At 52.7% G+C, this 23,424-nt stretch carries 21 protein-coding genes and 2 pseudogenes; 20 read left to right on the top strand and 3 right to left on the bottom strand.

The genetic code is table 11. The features are described from left to right. Position 1: 1 nt before the first annotated feature. From Q9R34_RS12625 to Q9R34_RS12540, 18 genes and pseudogenes are all read left to right on the top strand, one after another. A complete protein-coding gene (locus Q9R34_RS12625) occupies positions 2 to 274 on the top strand; it encodes a hypothetical protein (RefSeq protein WP_325954673.1) in 273 nt (90 codons plus the stop codon). Position 275: 1 nt separating this feature from the next. Then, a complete protein-coding gene (locus Q9R34_RS12620; protein WP_485894091.1) occupies positions 276 to 1,931 on the top strand; it encodes a portal protein in 1,656 nt (551 codons plus the stop codon). A gap of 17 nt (positions 1,932 to 1,948) precedes the next feature. Next, positions 1,949 to 2,233 (top strand): Bbp19 family protein, encoded by a 285-nt coding sequence (locus tag Q9R34_RS12615; RefSeq protein ID WP_485894089.1) that lies wholly within the window; start codon positions 1,949 to 1,951, stop codon positions 2,231 to 2,233. Then, positions 2,226 to 2,906 carry a hypothetical protein gene (locus Q9R34_RS12610; RefSeq protein ID WP_485894087.1) on the top strand — a complete coding sequence of 227 codons (681 nt, stop codon included), beginning with the start codon at positions 2,226 to 2,228 and terminating at the stop codon, positions 2,904 to 2,906. The genes Q9R34_RS12615 and Q9R34_RS12610 overlap by 8 nt, the downstream gene beginning before the upstream one ends. A 14-nt stretch (positions 2,907 to 2,920) precedes the next feature. After that, a complete protein-coding gene (locus Q9R34_RS12605; protein ID WP_485894085.1) occupies positions 2,921 to 3,919 on the top strand; it encodes a major capsid protein in 999 nt (332 codons plus the stop codon). An 11-nt stretch (positions 3,920 to 3,930) separates the two neighbouring features. Continuing rightward, positions 3,931 to 4,329, top strand: a pseudogene (locus Q9R34_RS12600) (Bbp16 family capsid cement protein); the annotation flags it as partial. A 54-nt stretch (positions 4,330 to 4,383) separates the two neighbouring features. Further along, a pseudogene (locus Q9R34_RS12595) lies at positions 4,384 to 4,632 on the top strand (Ig-like domain-containing protein); the annotation flags it as partial. Positions 4,633 to 4,684: 52 nt separating this feature from the next. Then, positions 4,685 to 5,287 carry a phage connector family protein gene (locus tag Q9R34_RS12590; RefSeq protein ID WP_485894083.1) on the top strand — a complete coding sequence of 201 codons (603 nt, stop codon included), beginning with the start codon at positions 4,685 to 4,687 and terminating at the stop codon, positions 5,285 to 5,287. Continuing rightward, entirely contained in the window at positions 5,288 to 7,597 is a 2,310-nt protein-coding gene (locus Q9R34_RS12585) for a phage nozzle protein (protein WP_485894081.1), read from the top strand. It begins immediately after the preceding gene. Continuing rightward, positions 7,594 to 8,037, top strand: coding sequence for a hypothetical protein (locus tag Q9R34_RS12580; RefSeq protein WP_485894079.1), 444 nt, complete (start codon positions 7,594 to 7,596; stop codon positions 8,035 to 8,037). The genes Q9R34_RS12585 and Q9R34_RS12580 overlap by 4 nt, the downstream gene beginning before the upstream one ends. Continuing rightward, on the top strand, positions 8,012 to 8,491 hold the full coding sequence (locus Q9R34_RS12575) for a hypothetical protein (protein WP_485894077.1): 480 nt from the start codon (positions 8,012 to 8,014) through the stop codon (positions 8,489 to 8,491). Before Q9R34_RS12580 ends, Q9R34_RS12575 begins: the two co-directional genes overlap by 26 nt. Before the next feature lie 7 nt (positions 8,492 to 8,498). Further along, positions 8,499 to 11,105 (top strand): hypothetical protein, encoded by a 2,607-nt coding sequence (locus Q9R34_RS12570; RefSeq protein WP_485894075.1) that lies wholly within the window; start codon positions 8,499 to 8,501, stop codon positions 11,103 to 11,105. Continuing rightward, positions 11,102 to 12,772 (top strand): hypothetical protein, encoded by a 1,671-nt coding sequence (locus Q9R34_RS12565; protein ID WP_485894073.1) that lies wholly within the window; start codon positions 11,102 to 11,104, stop codon positions 12,770 to 12,772. Before Q9R34_RS12570 ends, Q9R34_RS12565 begins: the two co-directional genes overlap by 4 nt. Further along, positions 12,772 to 15,312 carry a hypothetical protein gene (locus Q9R34_RS12560; protein ID WP_485894071.1) on the top strand — a complete coding sequence of 847 codons (2,541 nt, stop codon included), beginning with the start codon at positions 12,772 to 12,774 and terminating at the stop codon, positions 15,310 to 15,312. Before Q9R34_RS12565 ends, Q9R34_RS12560 begins: the two co-directional genes overlap by 1 nt. A 242-nt stretch (positions 15,313 to 15,554) precedes the next feature. Continuing rightward, on the top strand, positions 15,555 to 16,400 hold the full coding sequence (locus tag Q9R34_RS12555) for a phage tail fiber domain-containing protein (protein ID WP_325974576.1): 846 nt from the start codon (positions 15,555 to 15,557) through the stop codon (positions 16,398 to 16,400). Between the two features lie 9 nt (positions 16,401 to 16,409). After that, positions 16,410 to 16,697 (top strand): hyaluronate lyase N-terminal domain-containing protein, encoded by a 288-nt coding sequence (locus tag Q9R34_RS12550; RefSeq protein ID WP_485894068.1) that lies wholly within the window; start codon positions 16,410 to 16,412, stop codon positions 16,695 to 16,697. Positions 16,698 to 16,706: 9 nt separating this feature from the next. Further along, positions 16,707 to 17,261, top strand: coding sequence for a hyaluronate lyase N-terminal domain-containing protein (locus Q9R34_RS12545; protein WP_485894066.1), 555 nt, complete (start codon positions 16,707 to 16,709; stop codon positions 17,259 to 17,261). A gap of 19 nt (positions 17,262 to 17,280) precedes the next feature. Next, entirely contained in the window at positions 17,281 to 18,894 is a 1,614-nt protein-coding gene (locus Q9R34_RS12540) for a glycosyl hydrolase family 28-related protein (protein WP_485894064.1), read from the top strand. Positions 18,895 to 18,937: 43 nt separating this feature from the next. On the opposite strand, the gene Q9R34_RS12535 is transcribed toward Q9R34_RS12540, so the two are convergent. From Q9R34_RS12535 to Q9R34_RS12525, 3 genes are read right to left on the bottom strand one after another with little or no spacing between them, the layout of a single operon-like run. Next, complete coding sequence (locus tag Q9R34_RS12535; RefSeq protein ID WP_485894063.1) at positions 18,938 to 20,377, bottom strand: hypothetical protein; 1,440 nt, start codon at positions 20,375 to 20,377, stop codon at positions 18,938 to 18,940. Beyond that, positions 20,377 to 21,297: a glycosyltransferase family 2 protein gene (locus tag Q9R34_RS12530; protein WP_485894061.1), complete on the bottom strand. Its 921-nt coding sequence runs from the start codon at positions 21,295 to 21,297 to the stop codon at positions 20,377 to 20,379. The genes Q9R34_RS12535 and Q9R34_RS12530 overlap by 1 nt, the downstream gene beginning before the upstream one ends. Next, positions 21,297 to 21,653, bottom strand: coding sequence for a GtrA family protein (locus tag Q9R34_RS12525; protein WP_485894059.1), 357 nt, complete (start codon positions 21,651 to 21,653; stop codon positions 21,297 to 21,299). Before Q9R34_RS12525 ends, Q9R34_RS12530 begins: the two co-directional genes overlap by 1 nt. A 361-nt stretch (positions 21,654 to 22,014) precedes the next feature. Between Q9R34_RS12525 and Q9R34_RS12520 the strand changes: the two genes are divergently transcribed. Beyond that, positions 22,015 to 22,374: a hypothetical protein gene (locus Q9R34_RS12520; RefSeq protein WP_485894057.1), complete on the top strand. Its 360-nt coding sequence runs from the start codon at positions 22,015 to 22,017 to the stop codon at positions 22,372 to 22,374. A gap of 77 nt (positions 22,375 to 22,451) precedes the next feature. Beyond that, positions 22,452 to 23,096: a metal-binding protein ZinT gene (gene zinT / locus Q9R34_RS12515; protein ID WP_485894055.1), complete on the top strand. Its 645-nt coding sequence runs from the start codon at positions 22,452 to 22,454 to the stop codon at positions 23,094 to 23,096. The last annotated feature ends 328 nt before the right edge of the window (positions 23,097 to 23,424 follow it).

The raw sequence follows: 23,424 nt of genomic DNA, 5'->3' as shown, positions 1-23,424 counted from the left end.
CATGGGTATCGAAACCGGCGCGCTGGCTGCTTACGCTGCCATTGCCTCTGCTGCCGTAGGTGCAGGCACAGCCGTTTACTCGGCAACACAGAATAAAGCGCCAGGGGTCAAAGGCGCACTGGCTCCAAACGCTGACGCCGCAACAGCGCAAGCAGATGACCTGCTTCGCAAGCGTTCACGTCAGGGCATCAATGCGAACATCCTCAGCGGCTCCGGTGGTGCAGGCAGCGTGGGCGCATCTTCTACCGGACAGAAATCACTCTTAGGCGGTTAGCATGGCGAAGGAAAACGACGAACTGCTTGACCAGATACTCCGCGACCAGTCGACAATGGAAACATCCCGGTCAGCATGGGAGCAGCTCTGGCAGGAAGTAGCAGAGCGTTGTTTACCCCGCGGCGCTGACTTCAAGGGTGAGATTCGCGACGGGCAGAAGAAATCTGACAAGGCTATCGACTCAACCCCCATTGTTGCACTTGAGAGATTTGCTGCTGCCATGGAGTCTGTAATTACGCCCCGCACACAGACGTGGCACGGCCTGCAGAACGAGCGGTTCAGCGAAGACACTGAAGTTCAGGAGTACTTCGAGGAAGTCACAAAGGTTCTGTTCCGGCTGCGTTATGCGCCTTGGGCCAACTTCGCCAACCAGATGAGTGAAAACTACATCTCGCAGGGCGCATTTGGCAATGGCTGCATGTACGTGGATGAGCTGCCGGGCAAAGGGATGCGCTACCTGACGTATCACCTTCGTGAGATTTACTACGAGGAGAACTATCAGGGTATTGTCGACCTCGTTCACCGGAAATTCAAACTCAACGCCCGGCAGGCTGTGCAGCAGTTTGGCAAAGACAATCTGCCGGAGAGCATTCAGCGCGCCTCTGAATCAGCGCCGATGAGCAAGTTCGAGTTCATCCATCGCGTTTGCCCGAACACAGAAATCCAGTTCACCGAAGACGGTAAGCCTAAGCAGGACCACACCGGGATGCCGTGGGCGTCCTATTACATCTGCAAGGAAGGGCGGAAGATTGTCCAGCAGAGCGGCTATCACACAATGCCGTACTGCATTGGTCGCTACTACAAGTCACCCGGCGAGACATACGGGCGCGGCCCGGGCATGACAGCGCTGCCTGACATCAAAGTCCTGAATGAGATGAACAGGGAAACGCTGATTGGCGCGCAGCTTGCAAACCGTCCGCCGATTCTTGTGGCTGATGATGGCGTGCTGGACACGTTTAACCTGACTCCAGCGGCAATCATTCCCGGCGGCATGAGTTCCAATGGCTCACCACTGGCCGCGCCTTTTACGTCCGGCTCTCAGCCTAATCTCGGGCTGGAGATGATGGACCAGAAGCGCCAGCTGATTAATGACGTCTTCCTCGTCACGTTGTTCCAGATTCTCGTGGATAACCCACAGATGACGGCGACAGAAGCTATGCTGCGCGCTCAGGAGAAAGGCCAGCTCATGGCCCCTACCGCCGGGCGCATTATGTCAGAGCAGCTTGGCCCGATGATTGAGCGTGAGATTGATATATGCGCCCGCAACGGCCTGCTGCCCGATCCGCCTCAGCAGCTTATCGATGCCGGAATGGAATATGACATTGACTACAAATCCCCACTCGTGCGTATGCAGCGCGCAGAGCAGGGGCAGGGCATTCTCACTACGCTGGGTGTTGTCAGTCAGGCAGCGCAGTTCGATCCAAGCGTTCTCGGCCTTGTGAAGTACGGCAAGGCAATCAGGGAACTGGCTGACATCAACGGAATGCCGCTTTCCCTGCTACTCACCGAAGAGGAAGAGCAGGAGGCCAAGGCGGCTCAGGCACAGCAGGAGCAGCTGAACAACCTGCTTAATGCTGCACCGAACATCGCAACCGCAGCTGACAAGCTGGCATCTGCCAACCAGAAAGCCAACACACCACTACCCGCACCGCAATAACCACCTGAAGGGATGACATGAGCAGATTAATTCTGAGGCGTGCACGTGCCTTCAGGGCGGTATTCGGCACCACTGGCAAGCGCACCAAAGAGCAGGAGATTGTTCTCAAGGTGCTGGGTGACTTCTGCCGGGTGAATAAGTCCAGCGTGACGGTATCACCTATTCACCGGCAGGTAGACCCGCTGGCAACGTGCGTGGCTGAAGGCCGCCGCGAAGTGATGAGCCGCATCTCCCAATATCTTCAGCTCGATCAGGAAGAGCTGATCCGAATTATCAACGAGGCAGAGAAAACCGATGTTTAACATTCGTGACCTTATTCGCGCTTACATGAACGAAGCCGGTGAAGCCGATCAGTCTGGCGCAGGTGACATTCTTCAAGCGGGCACTGAAGGACAGGCACAATCAATCAGCACCAATCTGCTGGGCGGTGACGAACAGCAGCAGGCCGCAGAGCCATTCCTCTCAGCTCTACCTGCAGAGGGTGATGCAGAAGGCTGGGGCAACGTCTGGAACAAACTCGGGCGACCTGAGACGGCTGATGGCTATGAGCTGCCAGTGCCAGAAGGTGACAGCGGTGAGTTTGCCGGCGCGGCCAGCGGCAAGATGCATGAGCTTGGGCTCAGCAAGTCTCAGGCTCAGGGCATCGCTGAGTGGTACAACACCCAGCAGTCGCAAATGGTTGAACAGTTCAATCAGCAGCGTGAGCAACAGGCCACAGAGAATGTTGCTGCCATCCGCAAGGAGTGGGGCAATAACTTCGACACCAATGTTGCAGTAGCCAACAAGGCCATCTCTGCGTATCTGGCACCTGAAGCCATTCAGGCGCTGAAAGAGAGCGGGCTGGGTAGCAATCCTCACATCGTCAAAGCATTCCACAAAATCGGCCAGTCGCTTTCCGAGGCGAAGGTCATCAATGGCGAGCCGTCTCAGAGCGGACCCAAATCAACAGAAGACATCTTCTACGGAAGCAACTAAAGGAACCATAACCGATGGCTATTATTGGTAACACGGCCCTTACCCTGGCCGACTGGGCTAAGCGTCAGGACCCCGACCTGAAACAGGCTCGCATCATTGAGATGCTGAACCAGAAGAACCCTATCCTGCTGGATATGCCGTTCATCGAATCCAACGCGCCAACTCACCACCGCACCACCGTTCGCACCTCGCTGCCCGCCGCTCAGTGGCGCCGCATCAACAAGGGTGTGAGCAAAGGCAAGTCGACTACAGCGCAGGTCGATGAGGCTGTTGCGATCATGGAAACCTACTCTGAGGTCGACAAAGAGCTGGCTGACCTGAACGGCAACACCGGCGCATTCCGCCTGTCTGAAGCTCAGGCCTTCATTGAGGGCATGAATCAGCAGATGGCATCAACCCTGTTCTATGGCAACAAGGCGAACGACCCGGCTTCATTCGATGGCTTTGCGACTCGTTATAACGACAAAGACGCAGAGAATGGCAAGAACATCATCGACGCTGGCGGCACGGGTAGCAATCTGACCTCAATCTATATCGTGGGCTGGGGCGATCAGACAGTTCACGGACTGTATCCCAAAGGTTCTAAAGCCGGGCTCAGCCATACCGACAAAGGCCAGCAGACGCTTTTCGATGCGGATGGTAATCCGTACGAAGGCTATCGCGATCACTTCCAGTGGAAAACCGGCCTGGCTGTCCGGGACTGGCGCTACGTGGTGCGAATCGCGAATATCGACGTAACCAAAATGCTGGACGAAAAGGCCAACGGCAAGTTCGCGACAGACCTGGTGCGCCTGATGATTGCAGCAACGCACATCCTGCCAGACCGCAGCGCTCGCATGGGCATCTACATGAACCGCACACTGGGTGGCTTCTTTGACATGCAGGCGGTGGAGAAACCATCTCTGGGCTTGAACATCATCAAAGACACCGAAGGCCGACCATGGACTGATTTCCGTGGCATGCCGTTCCGCGAAACCGATGCCATTATCGATGGCGAAACTGCTGTAGCGTAAGGAGCTAAGCAATGGCAATTCTTGATAATGAGCTGACGTTCTCGAACGCTCAGGCGGTCACTGCGACCGCCGTATCAACCAACGTGGTTGACCTCGGTGTCGACCGCGATATCGGCATCGGTGAGCCGGTTTATCTGGCTGTGCAGGTTGGTGCGACATTCGCTGGCCTGACTTCACTCACCGTTACCCTCCAGACCAGCCCGGATAACAGCTCTTGGTCAACCCTGTATCAGTCTGCTGCTATTCCAGTAGCTGACCTGACGGCAGGCGCACAGCCAGTACGTGTTGTTGTTCCGTCACGCACTGAGCGCTATCTGCGAGTCAACTACACCGTAGCGGGTACCGGCACCGCAGGAACCGTTACAGCATCACTGCTGCTCGGCCCGGATGGCTATCGCGCCTACCCGGCTGGCTCACCAACGCCTGACTTCTCAGCGGTCACTAACGTTTCTGTTACTGGCGTAAGCGTCAGCCCGACTACGGCAAGCGTGGCTGTAGGTGCGAACGTGACCCTGACCGCCAGCGTTTCGCCTTCTGACGCGAGCAACCCGGCGATTTCTGCAACCTCATCTAACACAGCAGTGGCAACCGTGACTCGTTCCGGCAATACCATCACGGTGAAAGGTGTTGCTGCAGGCACGGCGACCATCACCGTCACCACCGCAGACGGCGGCCACACGGCGACCAGCACCATCACAGTTACCGCAGCCTAACTCTGATGTATCAGATACAGCCCTCTCCGGAGGGCTTTTTTAATGGTGAGATATGACTACCAAGATAATCGTCATAAACCGCGCTTTAGTGAAACTGGGCGAAGAGCGCCTGATGAGCGAGACGGACAACAATAAAGCTTCCAGAACGATCGAGGCGATTTATGACGGTTTGCTTGAAAGCCTTCTGCGTGACTATCGCTGGGCGTTCTCCATCAGGCGGGCAAAGCTTGCGGCCCTGAGTGAGTCGCCAGCTTATGGATACTCACACCAGTATCAACTTCCTTCTGATTTCCTCCGGATGGATGAGGTGCTGAACAACTGGTCGATGAACCCGCTGTCAGGCGCTATTGACCAGCTTCGTAATTCACCATGGCAGATTGAAGGCCGGAAGATACTTACCGACATCGAGGCCCCGCTGCACCTCCGCTACGGCGCTAAAGTCACAGACCCGTCGCAGTGGGATAGCTCATTCGCTGAAGCGTTTGCCTGTTTGCTTGCTTATGAGATGTGCGAATCCATCACGCAGTCCTCAACCAAAAAGCAGGCGGCCGGACAGGACTTCGAAACGGCGATCAAGGCAGCACGCGCTGCCAGCGCTATTGAGCGCCCCCGCATTAAGCAGCAGGAAACATCCTGGTTAACATCGAGGTTATAAATGCCATCAGCTTCCCCATCACTCAATAGCTTTAATGCCGGCGAGTTCTCCCCGCTGATGATGGGGCAGACCAACTTTGAAAAGTGGTCATCCGGCGTTAAGTCGATGCTGAATTTCATCCCCCGCTCTCAGGGACCTGCAGAGCGCCGCGGCGGCACCTACTTCGTTTCTGAAGTGAAAGGATCAAACCAGCGAGTCTGGCTGGCTAAGTTCGAGTTCAACACTACGCAGGCTTTCATCCTGGAGTTCGGACCGCAGTACATCAGGTTTTATTCTGACCATGGCGTTGCATTAAATGCATCCGGGGAAACGCTTGAAGTTGCCACTCCATTCACGGCTGATGAGCTGACCAATAGTGATGGCGGGTTTGGCCTGTCAATGGTGCAGAGCGGGGATGTCATCTACATCTGCACGCACACCGGCAACCTACCGCCGTATAAGCTGTCGCGGGAGTCAAACACCAACTGGACGATTGATTCCTTCGATTACGCCGGAGCGCATGGGCCGTTTCGGGATATCAACTCAGATCGCACCATTACAGTACACACAGACCAATTCCGTATCTGGTCAGCCAATGGGGCAACTCGCCCGGACGGGACGCCTACCACGACCACTCAATGCACCATCACTGCCAACTCGGGCATTTTCGATGCGGCACATGTGGGCGGCTTATTCTACATAGAGTCGAGCACTGATGCCGTTACGGATGGCACTGGTAAAGGTGGCTATATACCGGCATGGGAAGCAGGAACAACATCAACATTTGCCGTAGGCATGTTTTGCAGAAGTGATGGCAAATACTACGAAGACCTGGACGGTTCGCAGACTGGCGCAACTCAGCCAACGTGGACGGCAGGCGCTCATCGTGACGGGCCATCAAACGCATCACTCTGGCGGTATTCGAATGGCGGCTGGGGAATTATTCAGATTACCTCTGTCGTCAGCAGCACACAGGCTGTTGGCAAAATCCTGACAGAGCTTCCTCCGAGCGTTCGTGAGTCAACCGGCAATACATATAAATGGGCATTTGGTGAGTGGTCTCCCAAATACGGCTTCCCAACAAAGGTTGCTTTCTATAAGAACCGCCTCCTGTTCGCGGCCCGTGGCAAGCTGTGGTTCTCCGTAGCTTCCGACTATGAGAACTTCACCACCATGACGAATGGGTATGAGGTTCAGTCTGACGATGCAATTAACGTTCAGATTGAAGCCGATTCAACCAACACCATTCAATGGCTGGCACCCGGTTCATCTCTGTTGGTTGGAACTGCGGGCGGCGAGCACACATGCTCACCATCAACCACAACGGCTGCATTCGGTCCTGACAATATTCAGATAACCAAAGAGTCATCTTATGGCTCGAAGGGCGTCAACGCAGTGCAGGTTGGCGCTACGTCGATGTTTGTTCAGCGCGCCGGATGCAAAGTCAGGGCAGTCCTGTCTGACTTAGAGAGCGGCTCATACAGCACCAGCGACGTGACGATCCTTGCGGAGCACATAACCCGTGCGGGCATTATTGATATGGCCTGGCAGCAGGAGCCGGACTATGTGCTTTGGGTCGTGCTCGCTGATGGCTCGCTGGTCGCAATGACCTACAACGATGAGCAGAAAGTTACCGCGTGGCATCGTCATGATTTGAATGGCGATGTGGAGGCTGTCTCCTGTATCCCAGACCCTGACGGTATCAGGGATGACTTGTGGGTCGTGGTGAAGCGAAACATCAACGGCGTGACGAAACGCTATGTCGAGTACCTGAGGGCGGCCTGGGACGCCTCTACTGAATCGCTATCAGAAGCGTTCTATGTTGACTGCGGCCTTAGTTATCGTGGCGAGCCAACCAAAAGCATCTCAGGCCTGTCGCATCTTGAAGGTGAAAAAGTATCAGTGGTCACTGACGGGGCGGTCCATACAGAGGTCGTTGTGAGCGGTGGTAGCATCTCCCTTGAGACATCGGCATCAGTCGTTCACGTAGGCCTGCCATACCGATCTGAACTTGTCACCCTGCCACTGGAGGCGGGCGGAACGGCCGGCACCTCGCAGGGTAAAACCAAACGCATCAGCAAGCTGACACTCAGATTCGTTAATACGCTGGGTGGAAAGTCAGGCCAGTTGGGCGGCAAATATCTGGACACCATAGAGAGCCGTGACTACTCAGACCTCATGGATAACCCGCCCGCAGCCTTTACTGATGACCGGGATATCGATTTCGCCGGAGGTTATGACACTCAGGGGTGCATCAGGGTGGTTCAGGACCAGCCCTTGCCGATGACACTGGTTGCGATTTATCCCCGCTCATGGACAACTGGCGAATGAAAATAATCCCGTTTGAACCTCAGCATCTCCTGGAAATTGTTCCGCAGAAAAGCCAGTCGTCACTGGAGAGAACGCCAGAGCGTGCGCAGCAGTTGGCCGGCTACCACAGCTTTACAGGCGTGATTGATGATCGCGTTGTCGCTATCGGTGGGCTGGTTGAACTTAACCCCATCCGGGCATATCTGTACCTGATTGTCACGGAAGACATCCCCCATCAGTGGACTCAGTTATACCGGGCGGCACGGCGACTTATTGCTGCGGGTCTGAATGACTATGTCAGGCTAGAAACCATGTCCTCCTTTCCGGAGGCTGAAAGGTGGCTTGAGTTGATCGGTTTTGAGTATGAGGGAACCATGCGCCGCGCAGGGCCAGATGGTGAGGACGCCAAAATGTACAGCATAGTGAGGTCTGGCGATGCAATTTACACAGGCAGTAAATAACAACCCAGCCGCATGGTCATCCGTTGCTTCATCCGGCCTGAACAGTGTGAGCACGATGGCTCAGGGCTACACGGCATCACGCAACAGCAACTACAACGCGTCACTGCTTGATCAGCAGGCGCGTACTGTTGCACTACAGACCGGCTCACAAACTGCGCAGATTCGCAGGCAGAGGAGCCAGGCTCTTGCGGGTCAGTCCGCTGCGTTTGCTGATAACGGTACCGGGAGCGGCGGGAGCAACGCACTCATTCAGCGCTCAACTGCTATCGACACGGAAATGGACGCGGCAACTGCTGACTATAACGGCAGAATGCAGATGGCTGAGCTGCAGAATCAGGCGGCAGCACAGCGGGCTCAGGCAAAAGCACAGCGTCCCGGTCTGGTCAGTCTGCTGGGTGGCATCAGTGGCGCGGCAGGAAGTTACTACAGCACTTCGGCAATGACAAAACGGTAGGTTAATAATGGCAAGAATTCCGGTATACGATCGTCAGGTAGGGTTACGCGCTGGCGGCCCATCTCCGGTTAACCTGCCGTCGCAGTCAACTGATACTCAGATGCTCCAGCAGGGCGTCAACTCCTTTGCCGACGCGGCTGTCAGACTGCAGCAACAGCAGAACTCAGTTCGCGGCACGCAGTACATGACTGACTTTGTTAACTCTCAGTCATCACTCGGCAAGGCGCTGAATGACGCACAGCAGCAATCAAAAGACGGCATCGACTACATCCCGGCTGCACAGCAGCTGATTAAGCAACACCAGGAAGATTTCTTCTCCCAGCACCCCGGCATGAGCGACACCGAAAAGCAGGACTACACCCTTCGCTGGGCGCAGTCACGCGGCCAGCTTGAGAATCAGGCGATCAACTGGGGGCAGAATCAGGCCAAGCAGATTTCAGTCGCTAATCTGAATGACAGCGCGGCTGCGGTTGGGAATGCGATTCTGCAGGACCCTAACACAGCCAAAGCGCTTGCCGTTGCTCACCTGCAGGCGATTGACCAGAGCGATCTGGACCCGGCAACGAAGGCTGAGATTGCCAGTCGCTCCCGAAACATGTGGGCACTGTCTGCAGCGCAGTACGGCATCCAGAAAGATGCTCAGCATGTAATCGACCAGCACGGTGCATTTCAGGCAGCCCAGACCATTGGTGCCGGAGATGGCACATCAATGCCATCAGGCTCGCCTTCCACTTTGGCTACCCGAAATAACAACCCGCTGAATATCCGCTTCAGCAATACGAATAACTGGGCGGGAAAGGGCGGCGATAACGGCACTGGCTTTGAGCAGTTTGACACGCCTGACCACGGATTCCGTGCGGGACTAAAGCTGATGCGTAACCACATCAACAATGGCAGCGATACCCTCTCCAGTTTAATCAGTAAGTGGGCTCCGGCAGGAGACAACAACAACCCTGTCCAGTATGCGCAGTCAGTGAGCCAGCAAACCGGCATTCCTGTCGACGCAAAACTTAACCCTAATGACCCGCAGCAAATGACGGCTGTCGCCAAAGCAATGGCGCGGCAGGAAGGATATGGCGCTCCGGTGAGCGACTCTCAACTGAGCCGGGCATGGTCATCACAGAGCGATCCGAATCAGCTTGCCCCTGGCGTTCCATGGGGCCAGCTAACCCCTCAGCAGACAAATGGGATCATTAATCAGGCGCAGGCAAAGGTTGATCAGCAGAATACGCAGCGCCGCCTGCTGATGCAGGACCAGATGCGCAACGACACAGCCCTGATTGAGTCTGGCAATCCGGTCGCGAACCCGATTAGCCGCGAGCAGTGGATGAGCACAGCGCCGCATGACGCCACACCTGAGCAACTGACTATTTTGGATAGGCAGTTCCAGCAGTACGCACTGCTTAATCAGCTGCAGCCCATCTACTCCGACATCAATACGAAGTCGGCGGGTGAGGGGCTGGCGTCAGTGCAAAGCATCAGGCCAACTGGAAGCGAGGACGATTTTGCTTTCCGCCAGCAGCGTTACCAGCAGGCTATCCAGAAATATCAGCAAGTAATCGGCGCTCGTGAAAAAGATCCGGGCGGCTGGCTGGCCCAGAACTCCCCTGAAGTGAAGGCAGCTTACCAGACCTACCAGCAGGATCCGTCTCAGGGTGTGTTGCTGGCTCAGGCTATTCTGGTGGACAAGTCACGGCTGGGAATAAAGAGCAAGGACGTTCTTCCGGATGCGCTGGCTGATGGCATTCTGCAGCAGATTGACACCAGCAAGGAGCAGAGCGTGGCCGCGATTCAGAATATCGCCGGTCAGTTCGGCCCTTATGCAGATCAGGTTATGCAGCAGGTGCAGAAGAAAGCAGGTCCCGTTCTGCAGGTTGTCATGGCAACGGATAATCCGCGATCGGCAAACACGCTGTGGCAAAACCGCAATGTTAAAACTGGCGATATCAAAGACGCCATCAACACGGATAACAAGGGCGCATCTGACTCTGCAGACAGTGAGTGGGCCAGACAGTCAAAGGACTTTGCAACCACGATGGTTAATCAGCCTGGTGGCGTTGGCGCCTGGAATAACTTCAACGAGCAGGGCCGCCGTCTGACTTACCTCAATATTCAGAAGGGTATGAGCCCGGGCGATGCAGCAAAGCAGGCCTATCAGGATGTTCTCGGTTCTCAGTATCAGACGCAGGGCTCATGGCGCCTGCCGGTTAAGTACGGACTGGATTTGAGTGATGTACGAGATGGCGCAAATCATTATCTGGAAAACCTGAAGGCAGACCAGATTATGCCTTTGCAGGGTGACCCGCGACTGGGTGATGAGATCAACCGGCAGCAAAGTCTGTCGCGCATTCGTGATAACGCCGAGTGGGTTACAAATGCAGACGAGTCCGGCCTGCTTTTAACCCTGAATGGACTTGTTGTGAATGGCAGTAATGGCGCGCCTATCACTGCGAGCTTCGATGACCTCTCTAAAGCGGGCCAGCAGAATCGCGGATTGCTCAACAGCATCGGCAAGTTCTTCTCATCGCCAACCAAGTTTGACGCGGAAAAAGGCGGCATGACGCCGGAGCGCGCATTGTTCGGTGATAACTTTCAGCAAGGGGTACAGCGTTGACGATTTACACACAAGACCCGGGTCAGGGTATTAACCAGCCAATCGGCAATGCCGCGTCAGGTCTTGGTGAATCGCTTGCTGCTACTTTCGAGCAGGGGTTTGATGAGGGGCCGTTTAACTCGGCATTACGTCTGAACCGCGCTTACGGGCAGTTGAATGATTCCTCATCTGCAGTGGTTCCTAAGGCTCAGGCTGACGCGACGCTGAAGCAGTACGGTGTCAAAAGTATCAACATCCCGGATGAGGGAGTTACCCAGACATATCTTGATAATGTGGTATCGAACAGAAAGGACGCGCTGGCGAAGCAGCAGATCGCCGCTGCAGCTCCATCTGGCTTTGTTGCCACGCCTCTTAACGTGATGGCAAACCTCGCTGGCGCAATGGCAGACCCGGGCAACCTTGCTTTGGCTCTGGTGCCGTTCGCTGGCGAGGCGCGCGCAGCGACATTGCTTGGGCGTGCCGGAGAGAGATTTCTGCAGGGCGCAGCAATGGGCGGCCTCCAGACCGGCGCAACTCTTCCGACCATGGCAATGGCATCGGCGGCGGAGGGTGATGATTTCACGCTGGGAAGCGCTATGGAGAACCTTTTCTATGGCACGGTCGGCGGCGGCTTGCTTCATGCCGGTGGAGGAGTAATTGCCGATTTGGTTAGGGGGCGCAGGCCCACTGTCACCAGTGAGTCGCCACTTGAGACAACAGCGCGTGTTGAGCCTGTTTCTGAGCCGTTATCGCCGAGCCGCGTATCAGCAGGTGAGCCTGATAATGCATCGCCTTTACTTGACCAGACCATTTCGCGTGAGGCTGACAATTACGCCTACAGTCGCGCATATGATGACGTAATCCCTGAGTATCAGCAGTCGCTTCAGAACCTGCAGCAGGGCCGAATCGATAACGTAGCTGACCTGCGGGCGGAGATAGCCGCAAATGAGCATGCAGCCAGTCGGCTGGATGCAACACTTAAATCGCGGACTGAGCAATATCAGCAACAGCGTATTAAGTATCGTGATGCACGTCAGCGAGCGCTGGCCGATATTGAAAGTGAAAAGCAGGCTCTCTCTTCACGTAACGACGATATAAATCAGGCTCTGGAAGGTAATGCCGCGGCAGAGAAAGCCTCAGGTGAGCTGAGTGCAATCGGTCGCGGAGAAATCCCTGTCGGACTGGCAGGAAGAATCAGCGATCGTGCCGGTCAGATAAAGTCCGGGCTGCAGCGCACCTCTCTTGCCGAGGGAGTACGAACAGCCGCGCAGAGAATCGACGACGCCCACTGGACTCAGCGGCAGAATGCTTTTAGAGCAGGACTGTCGCACATGATGCAGGGTAAAGCGCCAGACGTTGAGCCTTTCTTCGATATGACCGCGCCCGAACTGCGGGAGCCATCTATCGAGCAAATCAGAAAGGGACCGCGCAGCGACACCGAGCCATCTACAGTGAACGCCAGCAGGGATGCAGAAGCAGACTACCAGCGAGCAAGTCGTGATGATGCTGACCTGCTGAATGCTCAGGAAGATTTTGAATCTGAACTGGCGCTGGCTAAAAGCCGTGTCGATGAGCTGGACTCACCGGAACTGCGTGAGGCGTTGGGTGAAATTCAGAAGCAGGTCAGTGACGAAAGTCTGGTTAAAGGGTATCAGGAATATGCAGCCTGTATGCTCAGGAGAATGTAATGGCTAATCAGTTTCTGACGCAGTGCGAGCAAGCAGTCAACAAGGCAGCCGGACGTGAACTGTCTGAGAAGGAGATGGAAACGCTGGTGCGCGACATGGAAAATACCGTGAAGCGTATCCGGGCTGAGAATGAAGGGATTTCACTGCAGGATGCGGCGCTACGCGCAGCGGAAGAGTTAGGTAATCAGGAAAAGCTGGCAAACGTCATTGAGGCGCGTAACAAGGCAATCAATACCCGGGTGGCAGCTGAGCGACTGGCATTCCTGCGAGACAGCTTCCCGGATCGGCCAGACATTGGGCTGTCAGCTATTCTTGTTGGTCGCAACGAGGCTCGAACCGGTAGCCGTTCATCTGCTTCATCAGAGCAGTTTCAGTTGCGCTCCAAATACCTTTCAGGCCTGAATCATGACCTGGAACAGGCTGATGTACTGAAGTTCCTTGCGGCCGGCACAAATGATGCTGAGGTCGCTGATGCAATGTGGCGACTGGGTAAGGGTGAGTCGACCAGTGGCCTGCGGCCTGAGTCAGTGAAAATTGCGGAGATTATCACCAAGTGGCAGGAAGCAGCTCGCATTGACGCGAACAAGGCTGGCGCATGGATTCGTAAAATGCCTGGCTACATTGCCCGTCAGGGGCATGACATGATGAAAATCCGTGCCGCGGGCTTTGATGCGTGGAAGCAGTCAATCCTGCCGCGGCTGGACAATGCCACTTTTGAGGGGGTGACTGACACTGACGCCTTCCTGCGGAGTGTTTATGATGGCCTCGCATCTGGTGTCCATTTGTCCTCCGAAAAGCCTGACTGGATGAAAGGCTTCAAAGGCTCGCAGAACGTTGCACGCCGTGCCAGTCAGGAGCGCGTGCTGCATTTTAAAGATGGCATTGCATGGCACGAGTACAACCAGCAGTACGGCGTTGGCAGCCTGCGTGAGGCCATCTTTGGCGGACTTGAGTCGTCAGCCCGTAATACTGGCCTGATGCGCGTTCTGGGTACAAACCCGGAGAACATGCTTAACTATCTGGCCGACACAGTTTCTAACGATCTGCGCGGCAATGAAAAAGGTCTGCGTGCTTTCACAGATGCGCGCCGTAGTCAGATAAAAAGCCAGATGGCAGAGGTAACCGGCGCAACAAACATCCCAGGCTCAACTGCGCTTGCCCGCTTTGGCTCAACCACCCGCGCCGTGGATTCAATGATTAAGCTTGGCGGCGCGCTGATTTCATCCTTCAACGACCTTGCCAGTAACGCGCTGGAACTCCGCTATCAGGGGAAGAGTTTCCCGCAGGCGCTGACTGAGTCTATTCACGGGAGGCTCAAGCGATACTCTGCACCTGAGCAGAAGCAGATTCTCAGCTCACTTGGCGTTTACGCCGACTCAATGCGTGATGAAATCCTGCAGCGCTTCTCAGGCGACGTTACTCTTCCCGGCAAGGTTTCCCGCCTACAGCGCCAGTTCTTCAAGCTCAACGGCCTTAACTGGTGGACAGATGCTTCACGTAACACGACGGCCACGATGATTTCTCACTGGCTGGCTGACAACGCCGGTTCCGTACACGCATCGCTGAACGGCGATTTAAAGCGCGCCCTTGACCTGCACGGCATTGGTGAGGCTGAGTGGAACATCTATCGCCAGATGGATTTGAAAGGCTCTAAAGGCCGCAAATTCATGACGCCTGACGGAATTGATTCAATCCCCGACGACGTCATCGCGAAGTATGTTTCCGATCGCAATGTTAACGTGAACGAGAAAAGCCTTCAGGCAGGCCGGGAGCAACTGGCTGATAAGTTACGTGGATATGTGCTCGATCGCGTCATGGTGGCAATGACAGAGCCTACGGCACGAACCCGCGCACTGATGAAGCAGGGGACGCAACCGGGAACGGTAGAAGGTGAACTGCTTCGCTTTATCGGACAGTACAAATCCTTTACCGCATCTTTCATGCAGCAGGCGCTGGGTCGTGAAGTGTTTGGTCGCGGCTACACACCTGCACCACTGGGTCAGGGGCGATGGAGTAGCGTGCAGAACGCACTGTTTAAAAGCGGGAAGGGTGAGATGGTTGGGCTGGCTCAGCTTTTCCTGTGGATGACCACGTTCGGATATCTATCCATGCAGACCAAGCTGATGCTGAAGGGGCAAACTCCACGACCGGCAGATAGCAAAACATTGCTGGCAGCAGCGGCGCAGGGTGGCGGGCTGGGGATATTCGGAGACTCCCTTTTCGGTGAAGCAAACCGATTTGGTAATGGTCCGGTAACCTCTCTGGCAGGTCCAGTCGCGGGCAACCTTGACGAGATCGTGACGCTTTTTCAGAAAGCCAGAGCAGGTGATGCCAAGGCGGGGGATGCCTTCAGGTTCACAGTAGACCACACGCCGTTCATAAACCTTTTCTGGGCGCGCCCCGTCATGAACTATCTCATCCTGAATCAGCTACAGGAGTCTTTATCTCCCGGCTCCTTGCATCGCTATGAGCAGAACATCAGGAAGAATCAGGGTAACGATTTTCTGGTTCCGCCTTCGCAATTCATGCTCGGCCGATAAGCTTTTTAAATGCGCTACCTATCCACACCACAAAAGCCATTGAGTAATAAGCCCATGCGAACATTAGCACCATAGCAGGGCCTACCAGAAACCCCCACCAGTCCAAATAAGGGATTGAGATAAGAGATAGCACTACCGCCGTAATGGCAGTCGTTTCAATATCGCTTGTCTGAATGTTTCGCATCAAACCTCTTACCGCAGGATTTCCCCTGTGGAGATTACACACGCCCGGAGAAAGGCAGATGACAGTCTCATCCACCCAAAGTTACGTGGAGTATAACGCTGACGGGGTCACGACTACATTCACCATTCCCTTTTATTTCCTGCTGAACAGCGACATCTCTGTGATGGTGGCTGATGAATCAGGAAAAATCAGTGAGCCGGTAAATGGAACTGACTACACCGTAACAGGCGCGGGAAACAGCAGTGGTGGCTTAATCGCTTTTAACAGCGCTTATTCCTCCGGCAATTCGGTCCTTATTTACCGAGCGCCCCCACTAACTCAGGAAACTAAGTATTACGAGAACGGCAAGTTCCCGGCCTCTTCTCATGAGGCTGCGCTGGATAAGCTGACGATGCTGATTCAGGAATATGGGTGGCACTTCGACTCGTTAACCCTGAGAAAGCCCAGCTTCTTTGCAGGTTATTACGATGCGCTTAATAACCGCATCAGCAATCTTGCCGATCCAGTCGCTGCTACTGATGCAGTGCCAAAGCATTACGTTGATGAATCTGTCTCGGATTTCAAGCAGTACGTAGACGATGAAGTGTCCGCCGAGGCTGCTCAAAGGGCGGCGGCTGACATGGCCGAATCAAATGCGCGTGCGGCAGCCGACGCCAATATTCAGGAGCAGTTGACCGGCAACGTCCCGCTTGAGGCAAGCGCATTCTCGGTTATCTCCTGGCATAAGCAAACGGTAGATAACAGCGTCACCATCCCCGAAAGCATGAATGCATGGTCATTTGGGCCGGAAGTCACTATCAGCCCCGGACAGCAAGTCACTATCCCCCAGAGCAGCTACTGGACGATCGCAAGTGGTCAGCAGGTGAGTAGCTCAGGCGCAAACGTCGATTACGGCGAACTCTAAGGAAACCACATGGCAGCATCATTGCAGTTAAAAGGCGGCACTGCCGCAAAGGTCGCCGCATACACACCACTGGCGCGCGAAGTTGTGATCGACAATGACAACTGGCGGCTGGTTATCGGCGACGGCACCACGGCAGGCGGCAAGGCGCTTACCGTGGCATCTGCAGCAACCTGGACAACAGGACGCACCTTCAACTTCACTGGAGATGTTACTGGTTCGAAAACCGGTGTAGATGGCTCTGCTAACGTGTCAATTGCACTGACTCTGGGTGCCGTCGACCTCGGTACGCTGGCGTAAGGGGAAATAATGGCAACCTCTATTCAGGTAAAGCGCGGCACCACCGCGAAAGTAGCTGCTTATACGCCGCTTGAGGGAGAGCTGGTTCTCGACCTAACAACCAAAAAGCTCTATGCAGGTGATGGCACAACAGCTGGCGGTAATCAGATTTTTGGCAGTAGAAAAGGGGTGACAGATGGTAGCAGCGCAACCGCTGGGGAAATAGGCGAGGCCTTACAAAACACCACGCTAACTACAAGCATGGTTAGCTCGACCGCTGTAAACCTCTCAACAATATCACTCACCCCGGGGGAATGGGATGTTTTTGGCGTAGTGAGCATCAGACCAAATAGCGCCACCTTAGCTCAGATAATTGCAGGCTTGAGCACTTCAAGCGCGGCCTCTCCAGTATTTCCAAATCGCACAGTAGTTAGCAGTTCAGCGACGCTGGTACAGGAGTTCAATACCCCAATCGTCCGCTACAACGTTACAACTTCAACAACCATATATCTGGTAGCTTCAGCTGGGTTCTCAAGCGGCACGGTTACTGGTGATGGCTATCTAAAAGCGCGACGAGTTCGCTAAATAATTTTATAGGCAAAATATGAGCAAGTTACGTGTAGACCAGTTATCACCGACCAACGACAGCATGGTCATCGATGTCTCCGATCTGCTTTCAAAAGGTAACGTTGATGCTTCGCTTATTCCAGCTAAAAGTGCAGTGGCAAACGCAATCGAAAGAACAATTCTGGAGCGGCTTGACGATGCGCTGAGTGTCAAAGACTTTGGTGCCGAAGGCGACGGCGTTACTGATGATACTCTGGCATTCAAACGAGCAATTGAGTATACCAGCAAGAATGGAAGAAGCTGTTTTGTTCCTGATGGGAAATACATGGTTGACCAGGTAGTAATCCTTCCCCACACACGGCTCTTTGGTAATGGAAGAAGTTCCCGTATTGTTCGCAGGTCCGTCAACGGTCTTGACCTGCTGTATGGGGTTAACTCAAACACTTTATGGGATAGCACCGATCCGGATGTTACTGACTTTGCCCATGATGTGGAGATACACAGTTTGCTGCTTGATGGCGGGGTAGATGGCGCACAGGTGCCCTTCGCGACAGGAAAGAGCGGTTCAGGGGTCGCCATTTGGGGGCACGATATTCGGCTATATAATCTGGATATCTTCAACTGCGCTGAGCATGGAATGCGGACGCAGGGAACAGACACCAATGTTGACTTTACGAATACCTGGCAGGAATCCAGCTTTTATAGTTTACGCATTCGAAACTGCGGAGCTCACGGATGGATGTTCTTTGGGCCCCATGATTCGAAGTGTACTGATATAAGCATTATCAATGCCAGCCAGCGCGGCGACAATCTCTACGACGGAATGATAACTGGCGATAAGGGGACAGGGGATTTTTCAGGAATTCACATCAGTGTGAGCGGGAATAATACAAACAACTATGAAAGCCTCAGATCTCGTTACTCATTAAACCTGAACACTTCATGTCGTTTCGGTGGCGGGTCATCTTTCGAAGGCTCACGAATCCCTGTGCGCATGGCGGGTAGCGAGTCTCAGTTTGACGCAAGCTGCCTGTATTATGCGTCATGGGGAATTGGCAATGACTGTATTGCCATTAAAATGGAAGGATCTTGTCGCCTGAACCAAGTACGAGGGCGCATCATAGGGAGTAGTGTATTCAGGCCTGGAACTAACCAATTCGGCGTTGCTTTTGGTTACGCGTCAGGCGATTCAGTTAATAACAACACCATTGACCTTCAGGTGGATGGTTGCAACATCCCGATTAGTTTTGGATCAAGCACCACGACACCGGATGGTGATAAGGGCGGAAATACAATCCGCATAAAATCCTATTATGGTGGAAATAAAACCCCAATGGGAACCTACGGTGTGCCCTACACCGAGGCTGGCACAACAATCGATTTTGAAATGACAGGGAGTGCGACACTCTATCAAAGGTCAACCACTCAGATCTTCAGCTCAGGAATGACTGCTGGTTCGGAGGTAACCTGGACGTTCAAGTATCCATTCCCTTCGGCTCCAGCAATCGTACTGGGCATCCTTCTTCCACTGGCTACACCGACTGGTGGCGTATGGGTTAAGGAGATAACCAACAAATACGCTAAGTTCTACAATGGCTCTGGGGTTGGAGTTACTTTGAACGCTACAGCGGAACGGGCAAGTATAGGTTGAATGGAAGCTAAGACAAAGGGGGCAGTCGCCCCCTCCTGAAAACTTAAAACCAGGTTACAGACTTCATCATTGCAGGTCCCGTGCTAATGGCTATGCAGTTACTTTTACAGTCATCTTTACCAAGGATTGTTGGCTTATAGGGTATTTCATAAGAAAAGCCCTTTGTCCCTTTTAAGTAAAGAGCCATTCCCCACGGAGCCCATTCATTTGCCAGAGATATGTTCCCAAACTCATCAGTGCGCTGAACAGTAGAGAATGCATTATAAGTCGGATCTTTCAGGTCAATCATGATTTTACCTGAGTATTGTTTCCCAACCTTATTAGATAATTCAGCAGCCAATGATTGCAACTCTGAACGCTGAGGGATGACAAATCCACGGACGATATTGAATGAGCAACTTGTCACCATCATCGCAACCAAAGTAAGCATTACGGTTGGGCTGGATTTAAGGAATCTGTCATTTAGATAGAAAATCCCACACAGGAAAAGTGATGTGATTACTATCGATAAGCCAGTAAGCGTTCTCCAGGTTGCCCATGACTCACTGACAATCAAGCTAAGACTGAAGCTGCCAACAGCAAAAGCTGCCGCAAGAAGCACCTTAAACTTGCCGCACTCGATTTTGTATATATAAAATAGCCCAGCCACCGTCAACATTGTACTAGCAATCAAATATGTTATTGATAATGTGATATCATAATTTGACACTGCTATTCTCAATGGCTCTGACAAAAACCATTTTATCTTTCCTACTACATCATTAGTGATCGCCGCCCTCTGAAATGTCTCACCATACATCAACTGTGGTATCACCTTCGTCATTATTGCACTGCTGACAACTCCTGAAGCAGCCAAGAAAAACGGAGGGATGATATTCCTTAATTTTACCGCAGTATCCGAAAGGCACAGATGCAAGAATGCAAATGATAATACTGCCATTCCAGCTGGCTGATAAATAGCGAAGGACGAAGAGATCAACAAAAATGACAGAAAAAATTTGGCGTATCGGTTAATTTTATGAGAAATAAGGACGTCGTAAGATGCCAGAGATAGCCATGTTGCTAAAATGTAAACACTACATGTAGCCCATGAAGTGTAGACCTGAAACGTTGGAATTACGCATAATGACACAGAGAGTAGAGCTCTCTTAAAGTCGTCGCTAAGAGTGGCGCATCGCTTCATGAAAATGAAAAGATGAACTGCGAGGCCGGCCGCGCATAGGGCTGAGAATAGCCGAAGGTAAGCCAGTTCAGGCAGGCTAACTTGAGCTTTGTATGCCATTAGTCTGAGGATGCCGAACAAAGGCCTTCCTGACATTACGTCCCACCTGAAAGTGTCACAGAATCCGGCCAGAACCTGCCCGATCAGTGCGTAATCATCATTGAAAGCATAATCCAACAGATAAGCAGGGGCATACGCAAGCATCACAGAGAAGAATATAATGGCTTTTATGTTATACGACCTGGTGACGACATCCTTCATTATTTCCTCCTGTTCTTTATTATGTATCGAGGCCTTTGCTTAACTTCGATATATATTCTTCCAATATACTCACCAAGTACGCCGACACCTATCAACTGAACCCCACCCAAAAACAGAATTGATACCAAAATTGATGGATAGCCTGCGACGGGGTTCCCCCAAATCATCTTATCGATAATCATCCAGATGCCATATAGAAATGACATGCCAGCTACTACAAAGCCAATGTATGTCCACATCCGTAATGGGAATGTTGAGAATGAGGTTATTCCTTCAAGGGCCAGGTTCCAAAGCTTCCAACCATTGAACTTTGTTTTACCGGCAACGCGGTCAGCACGAACATACTCTACAACTTCGGTTCTTCCTCCAACCCAGCTCAGAACGCCTTTCATAAAGAGATTTCGCTCTTGAAGCAGCTTGATGTTTTCAACCACTTCACGAGACATTAATCTGAAGTCTCCTACATTCTCCTCAATTTTAGGAGAGCTTATTTTATTATGAAGTTTATAAAATAACTCTGCCGTTAACCTTTTCATGTGACTGTCTGAGCTTCTGTCTATGCGCTTGGCAAGGACGACATCTGCTCCTGACTCCCATTTCTGAATTAAATTAGGGATTACATGTATCGGGTCCTGCAGATCTACATCAATAGGGATTATTACATCACCCGTAGCGCACTCAAGGCCGGCGAATAGTGCAGGCTCTTTTCCGAAATTTCGGGTAAATGATATGTGTTTAATCAGGCTGTCGCCAGACTCAATCTCTGTGATGACAGACTCTGTCCTGTCTTTGCTACCGTCATTAATGAACACTATCTCAACATCGTGGCCGGATAAGGGTGTAAATCCTCTGACCTCTCTATAAAATAGAGGGATCGCTTCCTCCTCGTTAAAAACTGGGACTATAAGTGATATCTTCATTATCTATCCTTGAAAACAATAAACTTAGAGTAGAGGAAGCCGCACACAAGACTCATGGCCGAAAAAACAACAAGTGTTACGATAGGATTAGCATGAGATTTGTCAGCGTAAAAACCTACAGCGCTCGCCATGGCTCCCATAAAAAAGAGATATAACAGGTATCGAACTGTTGTTATCTCTGCCGAGAAGGTCCATTTAGCGTTAGCGAAAAACGAGAACGTCACAGCAAAACAAAATGCCGCAAAGTTTGAAAGAGATTGCGTCTGCCCTTGTGTATACAGGACGGTGAACACGATCCAGTGTATAAGCGTATTGATGACGCCTACTGAAGCGTAGCGAGCGAAAACCTTCACCATTAGGAATTTCCCCATTTTTAGATTGGCCTGGATCTTGTCATCTGGCCGACCTGAAGGCAAGTATTTGTAAGGAATCGTAATGCATAAAAAAGCCCCGGCGACGGGGCAGTGACGTTCCGCGCCGATCTGAGCGGGCTACGGGGTGGGTAACTGCAGTGTAAATGCTATGGGACATACATGGGACAAAAAATTGCCGCAATCTTTACCATCTCTTCGCTACAAGGTTGGCAAGTGATTGCGGCAATGCTCTGTTGGCGCGGGCTTTAGATGTGATCTTCGCTCGCTCTATTTTTCCTACCACTGCATTATGAATATGCAGGTTTAACCTTCCAGCAACCGGCACGGCGTAACAGACATCCCAATGAAAAAATTATGGTTATTGGCAGCCGTGCTGCTGCTCACCGCCTGCGCAACCAAGCAGTATCCTCAAGCACCAGCCGTAACGGATGAAGAGGCGGTAACGCTCAACTGTCAGGCCCTGGAACAGGAAATTGTCAAAACACGTCACATCCAGCAGGAAATCACAGAAACTGGCAGCTTTGACTATCGCACCGTACTGGGCTTTATGGGCGACCTCGGTATCGGAAACGGGCTGGCGCGCCACAACGCCACTGAAAAAGCGAAATCGCGCCTGGCCGAGTTACAGGCGCTGCGCGATATAAAGTGCGCAGCAGCAACAGACTCCGGATCGAAGGCAAAGGGGCTTCTTCATTCCAGCTAGCTAAAACATACGCAAAGCTTGTCATCGGAAATGTTATATCATAACATTTTACACTCTTTCACTGATAGAGGGTAAACATGTTGGCAAGCAAAAGGAAAGTTATCGCATTGAGTCTGCTGCTTAGCGGGCAGGCTATGGCGCATGGTCACCACGCGCACGGGCCGGCGCTGTCGGAGATAGAGCAAAAAGCGGCACAGGGCGAGTTTGACGACAGCAATGTCAAGGATCGTCCGCTGTCGGACTGGGATGGCGTATGGGCGTCCGTCTATCCGCTGCTGGAGCAGGGAAAGCTGGATCCCGTCTTCGCGCAAAAAGCGCAAAAGGATGGGCACAAAACTGCAGAACAGATTAAAGCCTACTACCGCAAAGGCTATGCCACAGATATCGAGCGACTCGGCATTGAAGATGGCGTAATCGAGTTTCACCGCGGCGACAGCGTTGCCTCCTGCCGCTACAGCTATGCCGGGCATAAAATCCTGACATACGCTTCAGGAAAAAAAGGTGTGCGCTATCTGTTTGAGTGCCGCGACAAAAACAGTCAGGCGCCAAAATATGTACAGTTCAGCGATCATATTATCGCGCCGCGCAGGTCGACCCATTTTCATCTTTTTAGCGGTAATATCTCTCAGCAGGCGCTGCTGGCAGAGATGGATAACTGGCCCACTTATTATCCCTGGCAGTTAACAGAGAAAGAGGTGGTTGATGAAATGCTGCATCATTAATATGGCTGAAACTGGATGAATATATTTCAGTCAGGCATTTTTTCTGATGAAAAATATATTATTCAGCTGTTATGAGAGGTTTTGCGGGGAATGCTTTTCAGGCAGCAGGCTCGTCACGGGCCTTGCTGAACGGGCTTCTGCGCTGAAGCAACGCTCAGGCAAAGGGCTCGCATCACTGAAAGTATCCCCATCATATTACCGGCGCGTGACCATTCTCTTACTGAATCAAATATATTCCGGCGACAAGGGTGCTGACAGAGATAATATGTAACAGTTCGGTCATGAGCATTTCCTCCATTGCTGTTTCTTATTTCATTGAAGAAGCTAT

Source organism: Enterobacter sp. BRE11 (genome assembly GCF_031844285.1).
Classification (GTDB): domain Bacteria; phylum Pseudomonadota; class Gammaproteobacteria; order Enterobacterales; family Enterobacteriaceae; genus Pantoea.
Note: the sequence above shows the minus strand (reverse complement) of the source record. Positions and strands in the feature narration are given on the sequence as shown.

Bases quoted from the DNA above. Each gene is read 5' to 3' on its own strand.
- Q9R34_RS12540 (WP_485894064.1), top strand. From the start codon at position 17,281: ATGAGCAAGTTACGTGTAGACCAGTTATCACCGACCAACGACAGCATG.
- Q9R34_RS12545 (WP_485894066.1), top strand. From the start codon at position 16,707: ATGGCAACCTCTATTCAGGTAAAGCGCGGCACCACCGCGAAAGTAGCT.
- Q9R34_RS12575 (WP_485894077.1), top strand. From the start codon at position 8,012: ATGCAATTTACACAGGCAGTAAATAACAACCCAGCCGCATGGTCATCC.
- Q9R34_RS12605 (WP_485894085.1), top strand. From the start codon at position 2,921: ATGGCTATTATTGGTAACACGGCCCTTACCCTGGCCGACTGGGCTAAG.
- Q9R34_RS12560 (WP_485894071.1), top strand. From the start codon at position 12,772: ATGGCTAATCAGTTTCTGACGCAGTGCGAGCAAGCAGTCAACAAGGCA.
- zinT (WP_485894055.1), top strand. From the start codon at position 22,452: ATGTTGGCAAGCAAAAGGAAAGTTATCGCATTGAGTCTGCTGCTTAGC.
- Q9R34_RS12620 (WP_485894091.1), top strand. From the start codon at position 276: ATGGCGAAGGAAAACGACGAACTGCTTGACCAGATACTCCGCGACCAG.
- Q9R34_RS12625 (WP_325954673.1), top strand. From the start codon at position 2: ATGGGTATCGAAACCGGCGCGCTGGCTGCTTACGCTGCCATTGCCTCT.
- Q9R34_RS12525 (WP_485894059.1), bottom strand. From the start codon at position 21,653: ATGGTGAAGGTTTTCGCTCGCTACGCTTCAGTAGGCGTCATCAATACG.
- Q9R34_RS12590 (WP_485894083.1), top strand. From the start codon at position 4,685: ATGACTACCAAGATAATCGTCATAAACCGCGCTTTAGTGAAACTGGGC.
- Q9R34_RS12555 (WP_325974576.1), top strand. From the start codon at position 15,555: ATGACAGTCTCATCCACCCAAAGTTACGTGGAGTATAACGCTGACGGG.
- Q9R34_RS12520 (WP_485894057.1), top strand. From the start codon at position 22,015: ATGAAAAAATTATGGTTATTGGCAGCCGTGCTGCTGCTCACCGCCTGC.
- Q9R34_RS12615 (WP_485894089.1), top strand. From the start codon at position 1,949: ATGAGCAGATTAATTCTGAGGCGTGCACGTGCCTTCAGGGCGGTATTC.
- Q9R34_RS12610 (WP_485894087.1), top strand. From the start codon at position 2,226: ATGTTTAACATTCGTGACCTTATTCGCGCTTACATGAACGAAGCCGGT.
- Q9R34_RS12585 (WP_485894081.1), top strand. From the start codon at position 5,288: ATGCCATCAGCTTCCCCATCACTCAATAGCTTTAATGCCGGCGAGTTC.
- Q9R34_RS12570 (WP_485894075.1), top strand. From the start codon at position 8,499: ATGGCAAGAATTCCGGTATACGATCGTCAGGTAGGGTTACGCGCTGGC.
- Q9R34_RS12530 (WP_485894061.1), bottom strand. From the start codon at position 21,297: ATGAAGATATCACTTATAGTCCCAGTTTTTAACGAGGAGGAAGCGATC.
- Q9R34_RS12550 (WP_485894068.1), top strand. From the start codon at position 16,410: ATGGCAGCATCATTGCAGTTAAAAGGCGGCACTGCCGCAAAGGTCGCC.
- Q9R34_RS12580 (WP_485894079.1), top strand. From the start codon at position 7,594: ATGAAAATAATCCCGTTTGAACCTCAGCATCTCCTGGAAATTGTTCCG.
- Q9R34_RS12535 (WP_485894063.1), bottom strand. From the start codon at position 20,377: ATGAAGGATGTCGTCACCAGGTCGTATAACATAAAAGCCATTATATTC.